Annotated in this window: 23 protein-coding genes; 9 read left to right on the top strand and 14 right to left on the bottom strand. The window is 43.7% G+C overall.

Features of this window, described 5'->3' with window-relative positions:
• Position 1: 1 nt before the first annotated feature.
• Together EZ437_RS08930 and gldC are read right to left on the bottom strand one after the other, a co-directional pair.
• Positions 2–403: a hypothetical protein gene (locus EZ437_RS08930; protein ID WP_131595449.1), complete on the bottom strand. Its 402-nt coding sequence runs from the start codon at positions 401–403 to the stop codon at positions 2–4.
• A gap of 15 nt (positions 404–418) precedes the next feature.
• Entirely contained in the window at positions 419–754 is a 336-nt protein-coding gene (gene gldC / locus EZ437_RS08925) for a gliding motility protein GldC (protein ID WP_131595447.1), read from the bottom strand.
• A 102-nt stretch (positions 755–856) separates the two neighbouring features.
• Between gldC and EZ437_RS08920 the strand changes: the two genes are divergently transcribed.
• Entirely contained in the window at positions 857–1,129 is a 273-nt protein-coding gene (locus EZ437_RS08920) for a hypothetical protein (protein WP_131595445.1), read from the top strand.
• On the opposite strand, the gene EZ437_RS08915 is transcribed toward EZ437_RS08920, so the two are convergent.
• Positions 1,119–2,441: a DEAD/DEAH box helicase gene (locus EZ437_RS08915; RefSeq protein ID WP_131595443.1), complete on the bottom strand. Its 1,323-nt coding sequence runs from the start codon at positions 2,439–2,441 to the stop codon at positions 1,119–1,121. The two genes, EZ437_RS08920 and EZ437_RS08915, sit on opposite strands and share 11 nt — an antisense overlap.
• 20 nt (positions 2,442–2,461) lie before the next feature.
• Complete coding sequence (ccsA, locus tag EZ437_RS08910) at positions 2,462–5,752, bottom strand: cytochrome c biogenesis protein (protein WP_225869537.1); 3,291 nt, start codon at positions 5,750–5,752, stop codon at positions 2,462–2,464.
• A gap of 174 nt (positions 5,753–5,926) precedes the next feature.
• Here ccsA and EZ437_RS08905 point away from each other — a divergent pair, with 174 nt between their 5' ends.
• Genes EZ437_RS08905 through EZ437_RS08890 form a run of 4 tightly spaced genes read left to right on the top strand, consistent with a single transcriptional unit; the run spans position 5,927 to position 11,209 of the window.
• The gene (locus tag EZ437_RS08905; protein ID WP_131595441.1) at positions 5,927–7,261 is read left to right on the top strand and encodes a dihydroorotase; all 1,335 of its coding nucleotides are present in this window, start codon (positions 5,927–5,929) and stop codon (positions 7,259–7,261) included.
• Positions 7,262–7,265: 4 nt separating this feature from the next.
• Entirely contained in the window at positions 7,266–8,348 is a 1,083-nt protein-coding gene (locus EZ437_RS08900; protein ID WP_131595439.1) for a DUF3810 domain-containing protein, read from the top strand.
• Between the two features lie 12 nt (positions 8,349–8,360).
• Complete coding sequence (gene dnaK / locus EZ437_RS08895) at positions 8,361–10,220, top strand: molecular chaperone DnaK (protein WP_131595437.1); 1,860 nt, start codon at positions 8,361–8,363, stop codon at positions 10,218–10,220.
• Between the two features lie 32 nt (positions 10,221–10,252).
• Positions 10,253–11,209 carry a zinc dependent phospholipase C family protein gene (locus EZ437_RS08890; protein WP_225869536.1) on the top strand — a complete coding sequence of 319 codons (957 nt, stop codon included), beginning with the start codon at positions 10,253–10,255 and terminating at the stop codon, positions 11,207–11,209.
• 3 nt (positions 11,210–11,212) lie between these two features.
• Here the strand turns inward: EZ437_RS08890 and EZ437_RS08885 are convergent, their stop codons facing one another.
• The 10 genes from EZ437_RS08885 to EZ437_RS08840 form a co-directional block, all read right to left on the bottom strand.
• Entirely contained in the window at positions 11,213–11,896 is a 684-nt protein-coding gene (locus EZ437_RS08885; RefSeq protein ID WP_131595435.1) for a DedA family protein, read from the bottom strand.
• 80 nt (positions 11,897–11,976) lie between these two features.
• Positions 11,977–12,630, bottom strand: coding sequence for a DUF4397 domain-containing protein (locus tag EZ437_RS08880; RefSeq protein WP_131595433.1), 654 nt, complete (start codon positions 12,628–12,630; stop codon positions 11,977–11,979).
• 90 nt (positions 12,631–12,720) lie between these two features.
• Positions 12,721–13,845, bottom strand: a complete 1,125-nt coding sequence (dnaN, locus tag EZ437_RS08875) for a DNA polymerase III subunit beta (protein ID WP_131595431.1) — start codon at positions 13,843–13,845, stop codon at positions 12,721–12,723.
• A 34-nt stretch (positions 13,846–13,879) separates the two neighbouring features.
• A complete protein-coding gene (gene gldG, locus EZ437_RS08870) occupies positions 13,880–15,565 on the bottom strand; it encodes a gliding motility-associated ABC transporter substrate-binding protein GldG (RefSeq protein WP_131595429.1) in 1,686 nt (561 codons plus the stop codon).
• Positions 15,559–16,287: a gliding motility-associated ABC transporter permease subunit GldF gene (gene gldF, locus EZ437_RS08865; protein ID WP_131595427.1), complete on the bottom strand. Its 729-nt coding sequence runs from the start codon at positions 16,285–16,287 to the stop codon at positions 15,559–15,561. Before gldF ends, gldG begins: the two co-directional genes overlap by 7 nt.
• A gap of 19 nt (positions 16,288–16,306) precedes the next feature.
• A complete protein-coding gene (locus tag EZ437_RS08860; protein WP_131595425.1) occupies positions 16,307–16,810 on the bottom strand; it encodes an outer membrane beta-barrel protein in 504 nt (167 codons plus the stop codon).
• Positions 16,811–16,909: 99 nt separating this feature from the next.
• Complete coding sequence (locus EZ437_RS08855) at positions 16,910–17,452, bottom strand: outer membrane beta-barrel protein (RefSeq protein WP_131595423.1); 543 nt, start codon at positions 17,450–17,452, stop codon at positions 16,910–16,912.
• Positions 17,453–17,580: 128 nt separating this feature from the next.
• Entirely contained in the window at positions 17,581–18,282 is a 702-nt protein-coding gene (locus tag EZ437_RS08850) for a porin family protein (RefSeq protein ID WP_131595421.1), read from the bottom strand.
• A 119-nt stretch (positions 18,283–18,401) separates the two neighbouring features.
• Positions 18,402–19,109, bottom strand: coding sequence for an ATP-binding cassette domain-containing protein (locus tag EZ437_RS08845; RefSeq protein WP_131595419.1), 708 nt, complete (start codon positions 19,107–19,109; stop codon positions 18,402–18,404).
• A gap of 31 nt (positions 19,110–19,140) precedes the next feature.
• Positions 19,141–19,617 (bottom strand): energy transducer TonB, encoded by a 477-nt coding sequence (locus EZ437_RS08840; protein ID WP_131595417.1) that lies wholly within the window; start codon positions 19,615–19,617, stop codon positions 19,141–19,143.
• A 146-nt stretch (positions 19,618–19,763) separates the two neighbouring features.
• Between EZ437_RS08840 and EZ437_RS08835 the strand changes: the two genes are divergently transcribed.
• The 4 genes from EZ437_RS08835 (at position 19,764) to EZ437_RS08820 (ending at position 23,426) form a co-directional block, all read left to right on the top strand.
• A complete protein-coding gene (locus tag EZ437_RS08835; RefSeq protein ID WP_131595415.1) occupies positions 19,764–21,245 on the top strand; it encodes a glycine--tRNA ligase in 1,482 nt (493 codons plus the stop codon).
• A gap of 256 nt (positions 21,246–21,501) precedes the next feature.
• A complete protein-coding gene (locus tag EZ437_RS08830) occupies positions 21,502–22,140 on the top strand; it encodes a DUF6266 family protein (RefSeq protein WP_131595413.1) in 639 nt (212 codons plus the stop codon).
• 72 nt (positions 22,141–22,212) lie between these two features.
• Positions 22,213–22,905, top strand: a complete 693-nt coding sequence (locus tag EZ437_RS08825; RefSeq protein ID WP_131595411.1) for a CAP domain-containing protein — start codon at positions 22,213–22,215, stop codon at positions 22,903–22,905.
• Positions 22,906–22,937: 32 nt separating this feature from the next.
• The gene (locus EZ437_RS08820) at positions 22,938–23,426 is read left to right on the top strand and encodes a GtrA family protein (RefSeq protein WP_131595409.1); all 489 of its coding nucleotides are present in this window, start codon (positions 22,938–22,940) and stop codon (positions 23,424–23,426) included.
• The last annotated feature ends 85 nt before the right edge of the window (positions 23,427–23,511 follow it).

Raw genomic sequence — 23,511 nt, 5'->3', positions numbered from 1 at the left:
CTTACATCGGGTTTACGGCTATTACTTTTGGCTTTCTGATGGTGATGAGCAACAATGAACCCGCCAGTATTACAAACCAGCCCCATTTGTATTTTACCAGGCCTGCAGCCAGGTTTACCAGTTTCCTGAAATGCAGGAAGCCAAATGAATCGTGGGCCTTGAAATAGATGCCCGCAAGGGTGATTAAGGCAAGCACAATAGCACCCCATCCGGCAAATCTGATCAATCCGGTTTTATTGGCTAAAGAGCCAACCAAGGCTATTACCACTAGGATATAAAACGCGATGGTAAGCCGGATGTCGATGTCAAAATAGTTCCAGTTGCCCATAATAGGGATGTGCATCAGTGGGCATAAACCACCTGCTGCCAGGATTACAGATCCTGCTATTCCTTGTGCTTTCATTTTATCGTTGCGTATTTATCCTTGAGTGTTGATGCCCATTTTATCTGCAAAGTGCGCGCAGTAGTCACGCAGGTCTTCTACGATCAGCTTCTCTCCTGTTGCTTTTAAGAAGCTGTCGCCCATGGTCTGCAGGGTTTCGTAAAAGAACCGCTTCATCTCGTCTACCGGCATGTCTTTAGTCCAGAGATCTATGCGCATAGAGTTTTTATAATTGTGGTCCCACAGGGCCAGCATCATAGATTTAACAGGTACTTGTTCCTGGGTTTTTGCATCTGTAGATTCCCATAGGATGTTTTCAGGCACATTGTTGTCATCTAATTCTACTGTGATTTTGATCTCTGCTTGTTTCATTAATTATAGTGCTTTTTATATGATTATACTGGGTAGTGTTTATGTTTTTTTGTTTTTTTTCTTTCTTTATCCTGTATTGTCCTTTACTTTAAACTGGAGGTGATGATCAGTATTAAAACTATGATAAACGTAACCAACACCCCCTCTACTATCCAAAGTTTCTTCAGACTGAGGATAAACCTCCTGAATATTAGATCGGATATAAAAAAGACCACGGCCGAAAGCAAGGATAACCAGGCCAGCATAGGTGTAATATCGATGTGCTGTGGGCGTGGTGCTTGTTTACTGGTGAACAACAATACACTGGCTACGAGGCATATCGACGATACAATATTGAGCGGGGTCAGCTTTACTTTCAAGGGTGTTACTTTTTAAATTTCTTGGTCTTCCAGGCCGGTTGCTTGTTCGTTTTATTTCGTGCGGCAGCGGCAATAGCGGCAGCATGTTTTTTCTCGTGAAAAGCACCTTTAAAGTCGGGATCATCCTTACGTTTCTGATCGTCAATGGCACGGTTGATGGCCTGCTTCTCTTCGTAAGGGGTTTCTTCCACAAAAACTTCAGTAGGCAAAGGTACAACAGGGATTTCCTGTCTGATCAACTTTTGTATTTTCTGAATGTAATATTTTTCAGCCGGACTGCAGAAGGTCAGGGCATCTCCTTTGGCGTAGGCCCTCCCTGTACGGCCTATCCTGTGTACATAGTCTTCGATGATGATGGGCACATCGAAGTTGATCACATGGCTTACTTCAGATACGTCGATACCTCTGGAGGCTACATCGGTAGCTACCAGCACCCTGATATTTCCTTCTTTAAAGTCATTGATAGAATTGATGCGGGTGTTCTGGCCTTTGTTGGCATGGATCACACGCACCTGATCGGCACCAAAGCGGCGCTCTATGAAGCTGAATATATTGTCGGCCACCACCTTGGTTTTGCAAAAGATGATCAGCCTGTTGAAGGCTTCATCGTCTTTCATCAAATGCTGGAGGAGGTTGATCTTGGTTTTGAAATTGGGCACCTCGTACAGTGATTGTGTCACGGTAGCGGCCGGGGTGGCTTGCTGGGCAACCTCTATTATGGTTGGGTGCTTTAAGAAATCGCCGGCTATCTTCTGTACCAGATCACTCATGGTGGCAGAGAAAAGCAAGTTTTGACGTTTGCGGGGCACTACCTCGAGTATTCTGTGGATGGAGCCAATAAAGCCCATGTCCATCATTTTATCGGCTTCATCCAGCACCAGAAACTTCAGGTACTGGGTGTTGATGTGTCCGGCCAAGTAGATATCCAGGAACCTTCCTGGCGTAGCTACGATGATGTCTACGCCTTTCTTTAGCTGTTCGATCTGGGTCTTGGGCCCAAGGCCGCCATACACGACTACAGTGCGCAGGTCGGTGTATTTAGAAAAGAGTACTACGTGCTCGGTGATCTGCATGGCCAGCTCCCTTGTCGGCGCTAATATGAGCGCACGCGCAGAATCATGCTGGGCATATTTCAGCTGCATCAGGATTGGCAATACATAGGCAGCGGTTTTTCCGGTACCTGTTTCGGCGATGCCGAATATATCCTGTCCTGACAATACCGGTGCTATGGCTTTTTCCTGTATCGGGGTAGCTATGGTAAACCCTGCGTCTTCTACAGCGTTTAAAATCTGTCGGTTTAGGTTAAACTCTTCGAATTTTTTGGGCATTTGGCAAAAATAGGCAAAATTTATTTGATCGGGTTTCTTTTCCTGTTGGCATGCCGCAGGTATGCAACTAATGCCAGCAGGAATACTGCTGCCACGGTAATATATACCCAGTCCGGAACCGGTACCGGATCGCCCTGAGCATAAGAATGCAAGCCGGACAGATAGTAGTTGACACCGAAATAAGTCATGATTATGGTAGAGAAGCTAATCAAAGACAACAGGTTGAAGAGGTATTTGCTTTGCATTTTTGGGATGAGCCTAACGTGAAGAACAAAGGCATAGACGATCACAGAAATGAACGCCCAGGTTTCTTTAGGATCCCAGCTCCAATACCGTCCCCAGCTTTCATTGGCCCAGATTCCACCCAGGAATGTACCTACTGTCAGCAGGAACACGCCGACTGTCAGAGAAAGCTCATTCACAATACTGAGTTCCGCAACAGAAGACTTCACTTTGGCAGCTATTTTATCGTTATCGATGATAAACAAGATCAATACCACCGTGCCGAGTAAGGCACTGAGGCCGAAAAAACCATAACTGGATGTGATGATGGCCACATGGATCATTAGCCAGTAGGACTTCAATACGGGTACTAGCGGGGTGATTTGTGGGTTCATCTGCGAACCTCCATGCGCAAAGCCCATGAGGATGACGGCAATCAAACACCCTGCTGCCAGAATGAAAGCATTGCTGTTGCGATAAAGCAACATCCCTGATAAAACACCGATCCAACTGATGAAAAGTACCGCTTCATAGCCGTTACTCCATGGCTCATGCCCGGAAATGTACCAGCGTACACCTAAACCCATTGCCTGAAGGGCTGCTGCTGTTCCGATCAATATTAGGAGCACCAGCACAAAACGGTCCAGCAATTTGTTTTGTTTGAATAAACGGATAAAAGCGAGGGCCAGGATGATAGTTCCCAATATGGAATAAACGATCATGATCTTCAGGAAAAGGTTCCATGAATTGTACCTGATTTCCCATTCAATCTTTGCCTCGGAAGGGACAACATCCTTACCGTGCTTTAGTTGCAATTGTTTTATGTGATTTAGTTTATCATCTACCCCCTTCCAGTTGTTGGCAGACTGTGCGGCAACCACACTGGAGAAATAAAGTGCTACGGGATTGTTCAATTGTCCGCTAACCGGATCGTAAGGCATGGCTACCCAGGTATTGTTCTTGTCGCCTGCAAGGGGCAGAATCCGTAAATAATGCCCATCTATCAACTGTTGCATGGCATACAACTTGTCATTCAGCTCGAGTACAAACTTATCGTAAGTACCCTGATCTGCAGGTTTTTTGGCGAAGGCCTTCCTGTAGTCATCAGCCAGGATGAATTCCGCAGAGCCATCCCCGCCAATAGTCAGCAAATTGATCATGGTAGTGTAACCATTCTCATCTGCTTTCAATTTCTTCAAAGCTTCATTTCCACCCTTGGCAGAAATCTGAATCAAGGGTACAGTGAGCCATTTGAGCGGCGAACTGGAGATAGCTAGCAAAAACTGATTGGCATTTAAGGAGTGAAAGCGCTCTTTGCCATGAATCTTTCTTAAGATCTCTAAGGCAAGTGTATTGATGGGCTCAATCCTTCCGTCAAAGTCCTGGACCAGCAAACGGCCAAAGTGTTCTGCATGGGCAGGATCGATCTGTACCGTTGCCGCAAAAGATCTGGCATCCACTGCTTGTGCGGCCAGCATTTGCTGCATGTTTGCCTTTTCACTTTCGGAAGCAGGCAGTGCAGGTCCGTGATCATGTCCGGAATGGTCATGACCATCATTTGCATGGTGCTCATGCTCCTTAGCGCCATTGGTGCCATGCGTATCAATCTCCTCGCTATATGCCCCCTGCCCTAAAGCCAGGAAAGACAAGCAGAGCAAGGTCACTTTTGTAGTTTTTGACAGCTGCTTCAGTTGCTCGTTGAGCTTTGAGAAATGGGTGCCTCTCCAAAAAAGGGTGACAAACATGCCGAGAAAAAGCAAAGTATAACCAATGTAAGTAATGTTGGTGCCCCAGGCATCATGGTTTACCGAAAGGATGGTACCTTTTTCATCGGGATAGAAACTAGACTGAAAGAAGCGGTAGCCTGAATGGTCCAATACATGGTTCATATAAATCTTGTATGGGGTTTCTTTGCCATTGTCCTGTATCATCACGTCTGAGGAATAGGATGACGGGCTTTCGCTACCCGGATATTTTTCCATTTTAAAATCAGTGAGCTTCAATGAAAAAGGAGTTTCATAAATCTTGGAGCCATAAGCCAGCGAGAGCCTGAGGTCGCCCACCTGGACTTGTTGCTGAAAATCAGTGAAGCCCCTGCCTCCGTAGAATGACACGGTATCGGTGGCTTTATTCGTAGTGATGGCGAGCTGTACCAGGTCCGGATCGTTTTCATGGGTCTTTTTATCGCCTTCCAGGTGGATGATCCGGGCCGGGACTGGCGCTTCCGGAACTACGAAAGCCAGGGAGCCATAGGTGTACAGGCTTCTCATATGAAATTCATTTGCTTCACTATTGCCTGAAACAGTTTTGCGCTCCTGGGTAGCCATAATCATGTAATTGCCTTCATAAGAGGAGGATATCTGTAAACTGCCGCTTGCGTTAGAAATATTGATAGCCCCCTCAGTTTCCTTATTGAACCCTACCAACAGGTTCTGAATGAGCAGCACACTACCAGAAGTAATGTATTTGTTGACGCGCTTTCCGTTTTCAAGTACAACCAAATGTAAGGTAGACACGCCACCGGCATCTTTGATCAGGGAATCTTGTGCACGGGGATAAAAACCAATAACTTTCAGCTTGACCCGCTCGCCGTAAAAATCATATTCTTCTTCGAAATCTCTCTTAAAGGGCTTTAGATAAAATGGCACACGGTCTGAGAGCAGGGTCACCGGGAGATCCTTATAAGCAAGCGCATTATTTTCATTGCCTATGTGGACTTTAAAAAACGTCTTATCGGTCACAATCGAATTGCTGGATTCACCTTCCCCGATTGACATAGATCCTTCAAAACTGATATACCGGGTGACGGCGCCACCAATAAAAATCAGCACAAACGCAAGGTGGAATACCAATAAAGGCAGTTTTTTTCTTTGGTAAAGCCGGTATCTGCTGATATTACCCAGAAAATTAAGCACCAGGATGATCATGATCAGTTCGAACCACCAACAATCGTATATTAAAGCTTTTGCAACTGGTGTACCATAGTCATTTTCTACAAACGTACCCATTGCCATGGCAAAAGCAAACAAAATCAACATGGTGCCCGTAGTCCGGGTGGAGAACAGTATTGCGCCTAACTTTTTAATCATCTCGTATTATTTGGTTTGGTAAATCTAAGGAATCCGCTGCGAAGTTAAAGTTCCGGGGGTTTTAAGTACTGAAGTTGGCGGACAATCTCTCGGTTATGCCACAGAAATGACAGAGAAATAACTATTTATGATTGACAAAGCTTATAAAAGCATATTTTTTTTAGCTTTGACTGTATGAATACCATATTGATAAAAGGCGCTTCAATAGTGAATGAAGGGCAGATCATTGTTGCGGATATCCTGATTAAAGGGGGATTTATTGAAAAAATTGCTGCCGGTATTTCCGAGCCGGGAGCTACTGAGGTCAATGCCGAAGGCTTGCATCTGTTTCCGGGTATGATAGATGATCAGGTGCATTTCAGAGAGCCGGGACTGACGCACAAGGCGGATATCTTTACGGAGAGCATGGCGGCTGTGGCGGGTGGGATTACTTCCTTCATGGAAATGCCCAATACGGTACCTAATACGCTGACCCAGGAGCTGCTGGCAGATAAATATAAGATCGCTTCGGAAGTGTCGCTGGCCAACTATTCCTTCTTTATGGGTGCTTCCAATACGAATATCGAGGAGGTATTGAAAACAGATCCCAAGAATGTTTGCGGGATCAAGGTATTCATGGGTTCTTCTACAGGCAACATGCTGGTAGACAATGAGCAAGTACTGGAAAACATCTTTAAGGAAGCACCTATACTGGTTGCTACGCATTGTGAAGATGAACAGACGATACAGCAAAACATGGCAGCGTTTAAGGCGCGGTATGGAGAAAATATTACAGTGGACATGCACCCGCTGATCCGCAGTGCGGAGGCTTGTTATAAGTCCTCTTCGATGGCGGTAGAGTTGGCCAAAAGATATGCGACAAGGCTGCACATCCTGCACATTTCGACAGCTAAGGAAGTGGCTTTGTTTGACAACATAACCCCATTAAAAGATAAAAAGATTACAGCGGAGGCTTGTGTGCACCACCTTTGGTTTGACGACAGCGACTATGCCACAAAGGGCAACTGGATAAAATGGAACCCTGCGGTGAAGACTGCTACAGATAAGGATGCGATATTGAAAGGCGTTTTGGACGGGCATATTGACATCATTGCCACCGATCATGCCCCGCATACCATTGAAGAGAAAGAACAGCCTTACCTGCAGGCACCATCTGGCGGCCCGCTGGTACAGCATGCGCTTTCTGCACTTTTTGAAATGTACCATCAGGGAAAGATCTCGCTGGTACAGATCGCAGAAAAGACTGCTCATAATGTGGCTACCTGCTTTGAAATAGAAAAAAGAGGATTTATCAGAGAGGGCTACTGGGCTGACCTGGTGCTGGTGAATCTGAATGATCCATATAAAGTAACCCGACAAAATGTGCTATACAAATGCGGCTGGTCGCCTTTTGAAGGCCAGACTTTCCAGGCAGAGATCACCCATACTTTTATATCAGGAAACCTGGCCTATCAGCGGGGTAAGTTTATGACCAATGAGATAGGAAAGAGACTTCAATTCAACCGCTGATCTGATGGCGAAACTGTCCGGATTGCACAAAACATTACTGACTAAAGTTGGCATTACTTGTCTTGTGGCAGGTCTGGTGTTTTTGCTTGGCTTCTTTCCTTTATTGGTAGAGTCAATGTATTCCAATGGATTATATGTATACACTTCCATCCTTCAGCGTTTTGTTAGTTCCCTGTTTCCATTTCCTATTGGTGATTTCCTGTATGCTGCGCTGGTCATTTATGTGCTGGTAAACGTAGTGCAGTTCTTTATTAAGTTGTTTAAAAAGCGGCTGGTTATGAGCGATAGTTGGGTGATTCCTTTGCAGGTAGTCAATTTTTCATTGATACTTTATATCGTATTTAAGTTGAGCTGGGGATTGAATTATTCAAGATTGCCGGTGGCATACCAGTTGGGCATCAGCAACCAGAAATATACAAAGGCCGAATTGCTTTCTTTAGGCAACTTCCTGATTAAGAAAATAAATGCGCTGCAAAAGGAAAGAAAACCACGTGCTAAATGGAATATAGCCGCACTGGAGAAAACAGCTGATACGGCATATAAGAATATGGCCCGGTTGAATCCATTTTTTCAATATCCGGTGCCTGCGGTTAAGTTTGTCCTGAACGAACTACTGATTACCCGATTGGGCGTAGAGGGTTATTATAACCCCCTATCAGGCGAAGCCAATGTAAACATGCACCTGCCAAATACGAGTTTGCCTTTTGTGACCTGTCACGAGATTGCCCACCAGCTGGGTATAGGCCGGGAGGACGAGGCCAATCTGATCGGATACCTGGCTTCGATACATAGTGACGACATAGAGTTTCAGTATTCGGGCTATTATGCGATGCTGAGAAGCGTATTGGTTGAGCTGGGCAAAGCCTTTCCTGAGATCTATGATATCGTGTACCGTACGATCAATAAAAAAACCATTGCCGAACTGGACCGCGACAGGGCCTTCTGGCTGAAATACAATAGCGAGATGTACGGTTATATGGACATGAGCTTTGATAAATTCCTGAAGCTCAACAACCAGTCAAAAGGTACCGACAGCTATCAGGATATAGTACTTTGGCTTTACAATATCCATAAAAAAGATTTGTAAATTTGCCGTACTATGGCAAAGATATCCATCAACCTGGCTACAGGTTCGTTTCAACAAGAAGAGATTATCGTAGGAATTGATCTGGGCACTACCAATAGTTTGGTTGCTTTTATCAATCCGGAGAAGAACCCACAGGTGATCAATGATACCGGAAAGGGACTTTTGGTGCCTTCTGTAGTACATTTTAATAACATGGGTGATGCTTTGGTAGGAAATGAAGCTAAAGAATTTTTAACTACTGATCCTTCCAATACGATATTTTCGGTAAAGCGGTTATTGGGCAGGTCGTACAAAGATGTGGCCGGTCACCAGGACACGTTTTCCTATAAGATCATTGATGATGAGAATGATTCATTGGTAAAGATCAAAGCGGGGGATAAATTTTATACGCCGATAGAACTCTCTGCCGAGATCCTGAAAGAACTGAAAGCGCGTGCGGAACATGCGCTGAAGACTCCGGTAAACCGGGCTGTGATCACCGTACCGGCCTATTTTAATGATAGTCAGCGACAAGCCACACGGGATGCCGGCCGACTGGCTGGCTTGGATGTATTGAGGATAGTAAATGAACCTACCGCAGCGAGTTTGGCTTACGGACTGGGTTTAGACCCTACCCAGCAGAAGACCATTGCGGTATATGATCTGGGCGGCGGTACCTTTGATGTTTCCATCCTGGCTATACAGAACGGCATATTTGAGGTACTGTCTACCAATGGCAATACATTTTTGGGCGGTGATGACTTTGACCGGGCTATTGTCCATTACTGGATAGAAAAAAACGGGTTAAATAAAGAAGAACTGGCTACTGATCCCATTCTGATGCAATCACTGCGACTTAAAGCGGAAGAGGCAAAAATAGCGCTGACCACACAGAATATTTACAATGAGAAGCTTGGAGAAATCTGGTGTTCAATCACTAAAATAACATTTGAAGAATTAATAGCTGCCAGGGTGGCGGAAACGATAGACTCCTGCAAACAGGCACTGAACGATGCAAAACTGAGCATCTCGGATATTGATGAAGTAGTATTGGTGGGTGGTTCTACCCGCACGCCATATGTGAAGCAGGCAGTAGCGAGTTTCTTTGACCGCAAGCCACATGACCAAATCAATCCGGATGAGGTAGTGGCATTAGGTGCAGCCATACAAGCCGATATTCTGGCAGGTAACCGCTCTGACATCCTGCTGCTGGATGTAACACCTTTGTCGCTGGGTATTGAAACCATGGGCGGCCTGATGGATGTGATCATCCCAAGGAATGCTAAGGTCCCCACTAAAGCCGGCCGACAATACACGACTTCACTTGACGGACAGGTGAATATGAAAATCTCTGTTTATCAGGGAGAAAGGGATCTGGTGCAGGAGAACAGAAAACTGGCTGAATTTGACCTGAAAGGAATTCCAGCGATGCCTGCTGGCTTGCCTAAGGTGGATATAAACTTCTTATTGAATGCGGATGGCATCCTGACGGTACAGGCGATAGAGCTGAGATCGGGCGTGAAACAGGAAGTAGACATTAAGCCTAGTTATGGCCTGACCGATGATACTGTAGAAAAAATGCTGATAGACAGCATTACGCATGCAAAGAGCGATGTGGAACAACGTATGCTGATAGAAGCACGCAGCGAGGGTGAGCAGTTGGTATATACCGCAGAACGCTTTATAGAAAAGCATGGGGTTTACCTGACTGCTGATGAGATCAGCAATACTAAGGAACATATAGCCGCATTGAAAACTGCTTTGGGTACGGCAGAGAAGGATGATATCCTGAAGAAAGCTGATGAGCTGAATGAGTTTACCCGTCCGTTTGCAGAGCGTGTGATGGATGTGGCCGTTTCATCGGCTATGAAGGGAAAAAGCATAGACAAATAGAGCTGTTTGGCGTTACTTGTATAATTTAGCGGATGAAATGTTTCATCCGCTATTTTTTTGCGCTTATTGTGCTGTTTTCCTTGGGGTCATGGGGCTTTTTTGCACATATGCGCATCACCCGGTATGCGGTTTTTTCACTGCCCTCCGGGATCAGCAGGTTTTATAAGGCCAATATCCAATACCTTTCGGACCATGCGGTCGACGCCGACAAACGCAGGTATGCGGATACTTCTGAGGCGCCACGGCATTATCTGGATGTGGAGCTCTACGAAAAAGATATAGACAGTATACCGCGGAAGTGGGATGATGCGGTAAAGAAATACGGGATAGCGCGACTGAACGAGAATGGGATTTTGCCCTGGCAGATCCAGGTAAGTTATTACAAGCTGGTAAATGCTTTTAAAACCCGGGATTCTTTAAAGATATTGGTTTATTCGGCCTATCTGGGCCATTACCTAGCCGACGCACATGTACCCTTGCATACCACACAAAACCACAATGGCCAATTGACAAACCAAACCGGCATCCATGCGTTTTGGGAGAGCAGGCTGCCCGAGTTGTTTGCTAACGATTATAATTACCTCGTGGGCAAGGCAAGGTATGTAAACAATCCGCTGAAAGAGGCCTGGACAATCATTACGCACACACATAGCCTGGTAGATTCCGTGCTGAAGTGCGAATCGCGGGTAGACAGCAGTTTTGCTTCGCATAGGAAATATGGATTTTCTAAACGCAACAACCTTGTGGTCAGGCAATACTCCGTAGCCTATTCAAAAGCGTATCATCGTGCGATGAATGATATGGTAGCCCGGCAAATGCGCGCAGCTATACTAGCGATAGGATCCTATTGGTATTCAGCATGGATTGATGCCGGTCAGCCCTCACTGGAAAACCTTGTCAAAATACCGATCGATACGGCTGACAAAAAAGCCCAGGATGAAGCCTATAAAAAATACGAAAAAGGCCATATAATTGGCCGGGAAAACTAGAGATTACCCTTCGATATCTGTTGTAGTCTTTTCTTCTGCGGCTTTCTTCTTACCCATCCTGGATTTTACAGCAGCAAAAATAGCAGGGAAGAAAGTCACAACGGCGATCACCACGATCACAATATCAAAGTTGTTTTTCACAACAGGGATTTGTCCGAGTAAGTATCCGGCCAATAATAAACTAACGATCCAGGATACCCCACCAATGATATTGAACAAGGTAAAACGGCCGAATGGCATTTTGGCTACTCCAGCCACAAATGGCGCTATAGTCCTGAAAATAGGCAGGAAACGACTAAATATTACGGCTTTCCCTCCATGTTTCTCAAAAAACATATGCGACTGGTTGTAATATTCCAGCTTTAATATCCTGTTGCTTTCTTTAAAGACCTGGACTCCAAAATAACTGCCAAGCTTGTAGTTGAGCGAATTGCCCAATATGGCGGCAATAATTAAGAGGATCATCATGATCCATATGCTCAATCCTGTATTGCCACCGGCAATTAATGCGCCCATTGCAAATAACAACGAATCACCCGGCAAAAATGGGGTGACGACAAAACCAGTCTCAGCAAAAATAATTAGAAAAAGAATGACGTAAGTCCAGCTCTGATAGTCCCTGATAATTTCTTCGAGGTGCTTGTCAATGTGGAGGAGAAAGTCTAATAAAAAAGAGAAAAATTCCAAGTCTTATAAAATTAAGCCCAAAATTAAAAATATCATGGCAATAACCATGATATTTTTAAACTTAAAAATGTCATATTAGTTTAGTTTTGCAGGATAACATGACTTGTCAGTTGCGTCGTGGTACCGTCAAACCAGATGGTATAGATTTTTCCAGCTTGAATATTAGCGTCAACAACGGTCTCGCCAACCAGACCAGTTGCAAGTAGGTCAAACTTTGCACCCGGGTCTACATCAGCGTATGCATTGCTGTTGGCAAATTCAAGAGAAGCAGTTAAAACAGCACCGCCTTGAAGTTTGACTGAAAATTTCTGAACAAACAACGGATTTAAATTCAGAAACCTCACCCTCGCCTTACCTGCGGGAGGAGCAGTCATGTCATCTACAAGGAAGCCAACATTCTTCGCCTCACCGCCCGTTGAAAAATAAATTACAGTAAAATGCTGCCCTATTTTAATCGCCGCTGCGCCTTCATAATTTGAAACTGTAGAGCCGTTGTCTGTAAATCCGAAATAAATAGGTCCAGATGTAATGGTCTGATATGCAGACACCTGACCATATCCCAACGGTGCAATATTCATCTTGTTGCTGTTGTAATATACATCCTGGGGAGGAGAAGTCGAAACTGCATTTAATATCCTGACATTTGCCGGGCCAGTAGGCTCAGGCTTGGGCTCTTTAAAACATGAGCTCAGCAATATCATTAAGCCAAGCCCAAAAAAAGATAATTTTTTCATAACTTATATCATTAATTGTGGAACAATTCAATTTTATACAACAATGGCCTGGTCAAAAACCAAGCCATTCCAGTATGTAATAACCGAAAATTAGTTGTAATTATTTAACATTACCGGCATTACCAGCATCAGTACATCTTCATTTTCATCATTGGTCTGCGGTATTAACAAGCCTGCGCGGTTAGGTGTAGAAAGTTCTAACGTCACCTCTTCGCCACTTAAATTACTTAGCATTTCAATCAGGAACTTGGCATTAAACCCTATTTCCAGGTCTTCACCTTCATATTGGCAACTCAAACGCTCATGCGCTTCATTTGCAAAGTCCAGGTCTTCAGAAGAGATGTTCAGTTCACTTCCATTGATCTTCAGGCGTACCTGGTGTGTAGTTTTATTGGCAAAGATCACCACCCTGCGCAAGGTATTGAGGAACAGCGCGCGGTCGATAACCAGTTTATTTGGATTATTGGCAGGAATTACAGCTTCATAATCAGGATAGCGCTCATCAATCAAGCGGCATACCAGGTTGATATTCTCAAACTTGAAGAATGCGCTGGTAGCATTATAATCTACTGATACATTGACATCGGTGGATGGCAATGCAGCTTTTAACAGGGTAAGCGCCTTTTTTGGAAGGATGAAAGAAGAGGTTTTATCTGCTTTGCTATCCATTCTTCTGTATCTCACTAATTTGTGGGCATCTGTAGCGACGAAAGTGATGAACTGATCAGACAGCTGACAAAAAACACCTGTCATGGCTGGTCTGAGTTCATCATTGCTGACTGCAAAAATGGTCTTCGTAATGGCTTCAGTCAATACTGAAGCAGGCAAATTAACAGAAGATGCATTTTCAACTACCGGAATTTTAGGAAAATCATCACCGTTCTCTCCGCTGAGTTTGTATTTACCGTCACCGGCACTTATTTCAATAGAAAATGAGCTGTCATCAATATTAAAAGAAATCGGCTGATCTGGTAACGTTTTTAAAGTATCCAGTAATATTCTGGCCGGTACGGCAACTTTGCCACCTTCTCTTGATTCTACCGGTAAAGAGGTAGTCATGCTGGTCTGCAGATCAGTAGCGGATATCGTTAAGTTTCCATCTTTAATCTCAAACAAAAAATTCTCCAGTATAGGCAACACAGTACTGCTGCTTGAAGCACCGTTTACTGTTTGCAAATGTTTTAATAACGTTGATGTGGATACAATGAATCTCATAATATGATCTAGTCAGTTCTCAAAAATATAAAAATTACCTTGCATACTTATGCTTGCGGTAATAATGTTGAAAAGTTGCAAACAATATTAACATTAATAATGGCCCTGCTACATTAACCAGTTGCCAGTTTAACCTTTCGGCACGTATTTTTGCCTTGTCCAACAACCTGATCTTAACCTCCTTATTGCGCAATGAGATCAAATCGGTATCATTAGTCAGAAAATCTGCAATATTTAATAACAATGCCTTATTTCCGTAGTTTCTTTGCGTATATCTGTCAAAACCCAGGGGAAAAGCAGAGCCATCCCTGCTGCTTACCTGATTTTTAAACACATCTCCGTCTCCGATGACGATCATTTTATTGGGTTTGCTCTGTGCAGGCACGGAATAACTACCTGAAATTCCGGCAGGGACTGCCCTGTTCAGAAATACCGATGGGAATACACCTTCCAGTAATACACCTACTGTATGCGGAACACTGGCATAGCTCTTTGGATCTGGCTGCTCTGATACCATCTGCAGAGAAAGTAATTTTGGTGTGGGGTGTACTTTATTAAATGCAGAACTTTGCAAGAGGATTTTTTTGGTAATTCCCCTTACGCCTATCGTATCCACAGTACTTGCAAATTCGCTTCTTACCCCGTCTATATTTTTCACAATGTTGTTCGCTGTATCGGGCATCAATAAGGGATAATACACCCAGGGGGCCATCTGGATCTGTGCATCCTGCCCTCCCATACTGAGCGGAATCTCAGCACAGTTGGCATCAGCTATCAGGTTATAATTTACCCTTGCACCATACATAAACAGCATATCGTCCAGGTTAAGTGTCCTATTTAGGGCCAGTTGCTCGCCCGACCTAGACATACTGTCCAGGTCTGCACTCGTCTGATCTATACACCAGACCACGCTCCCACCATTCATGATGAAATAATTGAGCTTATACTTTTGCGCTTCGGTAAATTGTTTTTGCGGCTTTGCGATGATGAGTAGCTTAAGCTTGTCCAGCCCGTCATTGTCAATCAGGTCCAGATTTACCCTGCCCGCTTCATAACGCTCAGAAAGGCTTTTGAGTGCATCACTCAGGTACAGATCCGACAATTCCCCGTTTCCTTCTGTAAAACCTATCCTTGGGCGGTCGCCGCTCAGGACTTTTTGTATGGCAGCGGTAAATACATATTCCAGGTTCTGGATAGAATGATTAATATTTTGTTCGTAACTACCAGCGGCATCCAGATTTTGAAGCAGTTTTACGGGGATGTGATGATCCCCTGCCTCTACTATAGCCATTGGAAATACCACCTTCTGTGCAAATCCATCCTCATTTTTTATATTGAGTGTAGTGGGTTCTATACCCAGTTGATACAGGTTATTGACTACCGTATCACGCTCTGCGCCAGACAATCCCGAGATCGGGTCTGTAAATACTACTTTCATTTCTACACCTGCATATGCTTTATAATCTCCAAGCAGGTCTTTAGTTGCATTCCTTAAGCGCTGGAAAGCTGCAGGCAGTTCCCCCTCTAAAAACACGGTGATGATGATCGGTTTACCGGCATTTTGGAGCAACTCTCTGGATACTGGCGTGAGTGTAAATCGCTGCTCCTTAGTAAAATCTATCCTGGCATAAAAGTATTGGGATGCTATATTTATTGCAGTTAGCGCCAAAATAAACACCAGCAGGCTTAGCCATTTTCGTTTAGGAGCTGCTGTTACCATTTTCGCCCCCCTGTAACTGCTTTGGTAGCGATCAGAAATAAGGCTACAAAAGTGATGAAATAAATCAGGTCACGCGTATCGAGTACGCCCCTGCTGATCGACTGATAATGCTCATTGACACTTAAGCTCAGAAACACTGTTTCAAAATAACTCAGTACGAATAACTGACTAACTGCATCAAATCCGCTGTAGGCAATGAAACATATAAACACGGAAAGCGCAAAGGCGACTACCTGGTTTTTGCTAAGCGAGGAAGTAAAGATGCCTACGGCAACAAAAGCACTGCCCAGCAACAATAGACCGATATAGGAGCCTGTTACTGCACCGCCATCTATATTTCCCTGGGGCAGGCCAAGCTGGTAAATGGTATAATAGTAAATTAATGTAGGTATCAATGCAAAAACCACCAATACCAAACAGGCAAAATACTTGGCCAGAATGATCTGCCAATCGGTAACAGGCCTTATGGCCAGCAATACATACGTTCCCTCGCGGCGTTCTTCGGCAAAAGAGCGCATGGTAATGGCGGGAATCAAAAACATAAACAGGAAAGGTGCCAGACTAAAAAACCCGGTGAGTTCAGCATATCCATATTCCAGTATGGATGTATCCGGAAAAAACCAGAGCAATAATCCTGTGGCAAGCAAAAATACCCCGATGGTAATATATGCCATCAGCGAATTGAGCAAACCCATTAACTCCCGTTTAAAAACAGCGTACATGCCTATTAACTATTTAGCATTAAAAATTGTATCCGGCCCTGAGTCCGATAAATGATTCGTTACCGCTGTTCCGTAACCAGCCTTCATACCTGACACCAAAATCCAGACTGCCTTTGTCAGACACCGGAAATTCAAGGCCCAGATTAGGGCCATAGGCAAAAGCCGTAGTGTTTCCGCTGGTAGCGGGAAGTATGGCTCCTATTTCAGCACCACCGTAAAGGTAATCACCCAGGAAATACCTTGCACCTCCTTTTATGGGAATATAACTTTGCCTGTATTTGAAGGTGGCAATGGTCTTTTTCCCATTAAATCTTAAGTATCCAATGTTGACAGTAATGTTTAGATTGGGTGCCACGGGCTGCTGATAGACGAGTGAACCGCCCAGGCCGTATGTGGCGTTTTCGTCAAAGCCTGCCATAGGAAAACCGAAATCTGCACCAATACCCAATTTAGGCTCTCTTAGTTGCGCATCCGCTTTTGCGAACAAAAAAACAATTGCGATAATTAAACTTACTTTTTTCAATGCGTTGGATTTTTTAAATGTTCAGCGATATTATAAAAAATATACTCATAAAAAAAGGCCTTCCCGCAGGAATGCCCTTTTTTAATATTAATATGTCTTTTACAATCCGAAATTGTAGGCCAATCTTAAGCCAAGGAAGGACTTGGCAAAGCTTTGATCAAGGGAATTTTTTGAACTCCAGCCTTCATAACGTGCGCCTAATTCAATAGCGCCATTATCTGCTACAGGAAATTCAATTCCTACACCAGGAGCATAAGCAAATGCTGTTTTACCACCGTCTTCTGTCGGAAATGCAGCACCTAGTTCACCACCTATATAGAAGTTCTCGGCCACAAAGAACCTCGCACCTGCCTTTACAGGAATAGCAGCTGAATTTACAGTTACTCCCGCAACTTCCTTAGATTTGAAAGACAGATATCCTGCGCTACCTGTGATATTCAATCTGCTGGCTACCGGAAACTGCACACCTAATGAACCTCCGTATCCGAAGTCGGCAAAGTCTCCATAATCACCCATTGGAAAAGCGAAGTCTGCTCCGATACCTAATTTTGTACCAGTCATTCCCACGTCTTTAGTTTGTGCATTAACATTCGAAAATGCAAAGAAACCTGCCACTGCTGTTAATAATATTAGCTTTTTCATTTTGTCTAAATTTAAATGTGTTACTTGTTTAATTCAGATCAGGAAATGCAAAAACTTTGCCAAGGGTTACAAAAGCAAACTTAGGCAGGTTAAACAACTAATTTACAGCACGATAAATTGTCTACCTTTTAAAATGAAAAACCAACACCGAGTGAAAAGTGCCTGTTTTTGACTTTTGTTTCAGGATCGTCAGGGTCGTTGATGACAGATTTTAGCCCTAAATTATATCCAGCATTGATGCTTAAGCCACTATAAAATCTATAAGCAGCAGTGACATTGACTCCATAATCTATACGGCTTAGGCCTTCTTGTCCAAATCTCAACGGTTCTTCGTCGATGTCCACATCTTCCATATCTTCCACATTCTCTCCATTGAATTTGAACTCATAACTACTACTAGTTCTAATGCCATACCCAAAATACGGGCCTCCTCCAAGGACGATGCTCCCATCTCCGGAGGGCATGGTAAAAAGTGCATTTACCGGCAGCTCAATGTAGTCCAGCCCTAATGTAGCGGACCCGGAAAAATTCAGGTCGACACCAATCCCTTCCAATTCATCCAGACTAATATCAAAAGTCGTTTTAGCGCCCTTGCTTACATAACTCAATCCCGATTCGATTGAGAAGCTTTCAGAGAAAAGCAGTTCCACAGTTGCCCCCGCAAAGAACGATGGACGGTATTTCATCTGGGCCTCATTGCCCCCATCTGAATAGCCGGAAAAGGTAGCATAAGTACCGCCGGCCTTAAAGCCGAATTTAACAGGATAATACTGGGCACTGGCCATTGTAGCAGCGCCTGCAAGTAGTAAAAGGAGGAAGAGCTTTTTCATCTTTCTAAAATTTAGTTTGTTTGTAATGCTTCGGCAATGCCGAAGCGGGTTACATCAAATGTAAATTTATTTCTTTAGGAAGCAGCATTATTATCTACAGAAAATATAACTATTAGCACTCAAACCGTTATATTTCGAAATATATCTTCCAGTGACAAAGGACCATGCTGTGCGATTAATGATTCAATAGATGTATCGGCCACTATTTTCCCTTTATTAATAATGATCACATCGTCGCATATTGCCTCCACTTCCTGCATAATGTGTGTGGAGAGGATCACTGTTTTATCTGTGCCAAGGCTTTTGATCAGGCTCCTGATGTCAAGGAGCTGGTTTGGATCCAGTCCGGAGGTAGGTTCATCCAATATCAGCACTTTAGGATCATGGATGATGGCCTGGGCCAGTCCCACGCGCTGCTTATAGCCCTTGGACAACATACCGATTTTTTTATGCTGCTCTGACTGAAGGCCTACCTGCTCTATGACATCATTAATCTTTTTAGCAGTCTGGCTAAGCTGGTAGCTATTCGCTACAAACGACAGGAACTCCTTTACATACATATCCAGGTACAGGGGCGTATTTTCAGGAAGGTAACCGATCAGGCGTTTTACCTCCAGACTTTGCCCTTGCGTATCATAACCACAAATGCTTGCGCTACCTGAATCAGGCATCAAATAACTGCTGAGCATTTTCATGGTAGTAGACTTACCAGCCCCATTTGGTCCTAAAAAACCCAGTATACGGCCAGGCGCAGCGTCAAAACTGATGCTGTCTACTGCCTTTTGTTTTCCATAATGTTTAGATACAGACCGGACCTTTACGCTCATTTAACAATATTGAATCATTGTCCGATTAGAACTAGTTTGAGAAATTATTAGTGGTGAAAAGACGGAAATATTCTGCGTCCAGACTGATAGGCAGGCTCATTTTTATATTAACTGCCTTATCACCCTGCATCCCCGGAGACCATTTTGGAAGTGATTTTACTACCTTTATGGCTTCCATATCCAAATAAGGGTGCAATCCTTTAGCGACAGAAGCTTTCACAACTTTTCCTTCAGTATTGACGATAAAATTGACAAGTATGGTACCATATACCACCGGCTTTACATCAGTTGGGTATCTGAATTTCTTTAAAACATAATCATTCATCGCTTCCTGCCCCCCGGGAAATTCCGGCATTTTACTGATGCTCAGCGAATCTGTAACAACATCACCATCCACGTATCTCAAAATTTTAATGTACTGCCTTTTAGGGTCTTCTTTTTCTTTGGTTTGTGCACATACGAAAAGTGTGCTTAAGCATAATACCGAGGTAACAAAGAGATTTTTCATAGGTTTTTAGACTTTGAATTTTAATACCAGTTTTTTTACGAATATACTAATAATTCATATTTTTTTTATGGTATTCCTGATGCTGTTCGGCTTTATGTGAGTTTCCTCGTTTAAATTGTTAAAACATTTTATAAGTTTGCAACATTATGGCTAAGAACACTAACGACGAGCAATTTAAAAATGTAATATCACATGCTAAGGAATATGGTTTTGTATTCCAGAGCAGCGAAATATATGATGGCCTGAGTGCGGTATATGATTACGGACAATTGGGTGCGGAACTGAAGAACAACATCAAAACATACTGGTGGAAAGCCATGGTACAGATGCATGAAAACATTGTGGGGATTGATTCCGCAATATTTATGCATCCAAAAATCTGGAAGGCCAGCGGACACGTTGACGGCTTTAACGATCCGATGATCGATAATAAGGACTCTAAAAAACGCTACCGTGCCGATCAGCTACTGGAAGATAAAATAGCACGTTACGAAAAAGACGGCAAAACTGATAAAGCTGCAAAGCTCCAGGCAGATATGGATGAGGCTTTAAAAGCCGAAAACCTTCCAATGTTAAAAACGCTTATTGAAGCGCATGAGATCGCCTGTCCGGTAAGCGGAACAAAAAACTGGACGGATGTACGTCAGTTCAACCTGATGTTCAGCACCCAGTTTGGCGCCATGGCCGAAGGATCTGAAGAAGTATACCTGCGTCCTGAAACTGCTCAGGGTATTTTTGTAAACTTCCTGAACGTACAGAAATCGGGAAGGATGAAAATCCCTTTCGGTATCGCGCAAATTGGTAAAGCATTTAGAAATGAAGTGATCGCACGCCAGTTCATCATGCGGATGCGTGAATTTGAACAAATGGAAATGCAATTTTTTGTACGTCCGGGTGAGGATGAAAAATGGTTTGCTTACTGGAAAGAGGCACGTTTGAAATGGCACAAAGCACTGGGCACTCCTGCTGAAAAGTACCGTTTCCATGACCACGTAAAACTGGCGCACTATGCCAATGCTGCAACCGATATCGAATTTGAATTTCCATTCGGATTTAAAGAAGTAGAAGGTATACACAGCCGTACAGACTTTGATCTTTCGCAACACCAGGAGTTTTCTGGCAAGAAAATGCAGTATTTTGACAATGACCTGAACGAAGAAGGCAAGCCATATGGAAATTACATTCCATACGTGATCGAGACCTCTATAGGCCTGGACCGCATGTTTTTACTGACGATGATCAATGCATTTGAAGAAGAAGATTTGAGTACTGAAGAAAAGCAGGACAGCAGAACGCTTTTACGCTTGCATCCTTGTCTGGCGCCAGTTAAAGTAGCGATCTTCCCGCTTACAAAAAAAGATGGTCTGCCTGAAAAAGCAAGAGAAATCATGAACAGTCTGAAGCTTGATTTCAATTGCATTTATGAAGAAAAGGATGCGATTGGAAAGCGCTACCGCAGACAAGATGCCATCGGTACACCTTTCTGCTTAACCATTGATCATCAAACTTTGGAAGATGATACCGTAACCATCCGTCACCGCGATACGATGGAGCAACAGCGCATTGAGATCAAACACCTTCAGGAATTGATTGAAAGCAAGACCAGCTGGAAAAATCTATTGCGCTAAAGCGCAAACATTAAAATATCTAAACCCGCTTTTTTAAAAGAGCGGGTTTTTTTGTGGGTAAAAATCCAGGGATAGTTAAGATTTGCCGGCAGGCAAGTTCTTCACAAAATAAGGGCGTCTTCACACCTCCTTCACACCAAAGCCACAAAGAGGTACCTTTTTGTGAAGAAAGTGTGGACAAGGTGTGCAGGAGGTGAGAACATGCATGCAGGGCTACTACTTTTCCTCTCTATAACAACCAGATAAACTAATTAATATGGGGAAATATAAAAATGGCATACTTGGAGCCTTTTCAGGGAAGATAGGCGCTGTAATTGGCGCATCCTGGAGAGGGATCGACTATATGCGTGGCTTGCCAAGAATTAGTAATAAACCCGCAACACCGGCACAACTTTCACCGCGAATGAAAATGGTTTTGTTGAGGGGCTTCTTGCTAGGGATCGAGAAAATCATTGAAATATGCTTTCAAAATTATTCACGGACCTCCGCAATGAATGGCGCACTTTCTTTTAATATGAAGCATAGTGTTGCAGGAGAATATCCGGATATGAATATAGATTTCCCAAACCTCATAATAAGTAAGGGCGACCTGCAGGGAGCCTGGTCTCCCGGCGTATCTGCTACGGAAAGCAATAAAGTAGATTTTCGCTGGACAAACGGGCCTTTCAGCAAAACGCGTGCGGCGAATGATCAGGTATTACTGGTGATTTATAGTCAGAAGTTTGAAAGTTTTGTCCTATTTACAGACGCTGGTACCAGGGAAAGTGGCTTTGCACAATTAAAAACAGCCGAAGAATTTAGGGGGGATACGGTTCATTGTTACCTGAGTTTTTACTCCACGGAATTAGAATTTGCCTCGACCACCGAATACCTTGGCGAGGTAACTATTCTGTAGCAACGGCATCTCGCTTTCAAATTATTTAGACCGCCTCATAAAATAAGGCCCGCATTTTGCGTTATTGCCAGTATGAGCACAATCAGTCTGATCCTATTCTTTACCTATAATCTGCTTCTCCCTTTTGGCAGTACGTCCAGATCACAAGCGGAAAACAGCTGGTCGAAAGAGGAATTGAAGAGCGCCAATACTGCAGGAGACGTTAAATACCTGAGCGGCGAGGAAAAGGACATGATCATTTACATGAACCTGGTACGGATGGACGGAGAGAAATTCTTTAACACCTATTTTCAGGATTTTGTAACCCGGCATAACACAAAAATGCAGCAATACAGTAATTACAATGAAGTAAAGATCAGCAGAACTGATAAATACTACAAGAGCCTGGAAAAGGATTTGAAGGAGGTGAAAGGATTACCGCCGTTCTGGCCCGACGAGGCCATGAGCTGGGTGGCCAGGCAGCATGCCAAAGACATGAACAGCCGCAATTATGCTGCCCACAGTTCACTGGACGGCAAGACGGTAAGGGACCGCATCGGCAACATGTATCCGCGCAAAGCTTGCGGTGAAAACCTGGCTTTTGGCTATGCCGGAGGAATGGACAACATTTGTATGCTGCTGCTTGACAAGGGTGTAGCTAATCTTGGCCACAGGAAGGTTATCCTTGATACTGACTACAAATTTAACTTTGTTGGCGTCAGCATACAGCCGCATAAGGGGTATAAATACTGTTCGGTTACGGATTTTGTTTCGCTTCCAAGGTAAAAAACCTAACTTTACGGCTTTAGACCAAATTGATGCGCAAGGCTTTATTAAGAATCATAGACTTTTTTTATCCCCCTTTTTCACGCTGGCTATCTTTACATACCTTTAGGTATATGGCTGCTGGTGGTTCGACTGCTGTATGTGGCATTATATCCTATTACATTGCCTACAACTGGATCCTGCACCAGGAAAATTTCGAGGTTGATTTCCTGTTTTTACCCAAGCTCATCACCGGACACTCGCTGGCACTTGTCATCAGCACTTTCGCCTCTTTTTTATGGGGTTTTGTATTGAATAAATACCTGATCTTTACTAAGTCTACCCTGAAAGGAAGGGTACAGATGTTCAGGTATGCTGCAGTAATGACCGTTAACCTGGGGCTAAACTTCGCTATGCTGAAATACATGGTGGAAGGCCTGGGTTTTTATCCCTCAGTTTCTCAGGCTTTCATTACCATTGTCCTGTCGCTCTGCAGTTACTTCCTGCAAAAACACTTTACATTTAGAATTAAAAAACATTAGATCTACAATTAAAAACCATTAGATCCAGATCTCGTTTTAGGGTCATAATGGGATTTTAATTTGTTATCCGGAGCATATAGCATTA

It is taken from the genome of Pedobacter psychroterrae (assembly GCF_004331695.1).
In the GTDB taxonomy this organism is placed as follows: Bacteria; Bacteroidota; Bacteroidia; order Sphingobacteriales; family Sphingobacteriaceae; genus Pedobacter; species Pedobacter psychroterrae.
The sequence above is the reverse complement of the archived record's forward strand: the minus strand, read 5'-3'. Positions and strand labels throughout refer to the sequence as shown.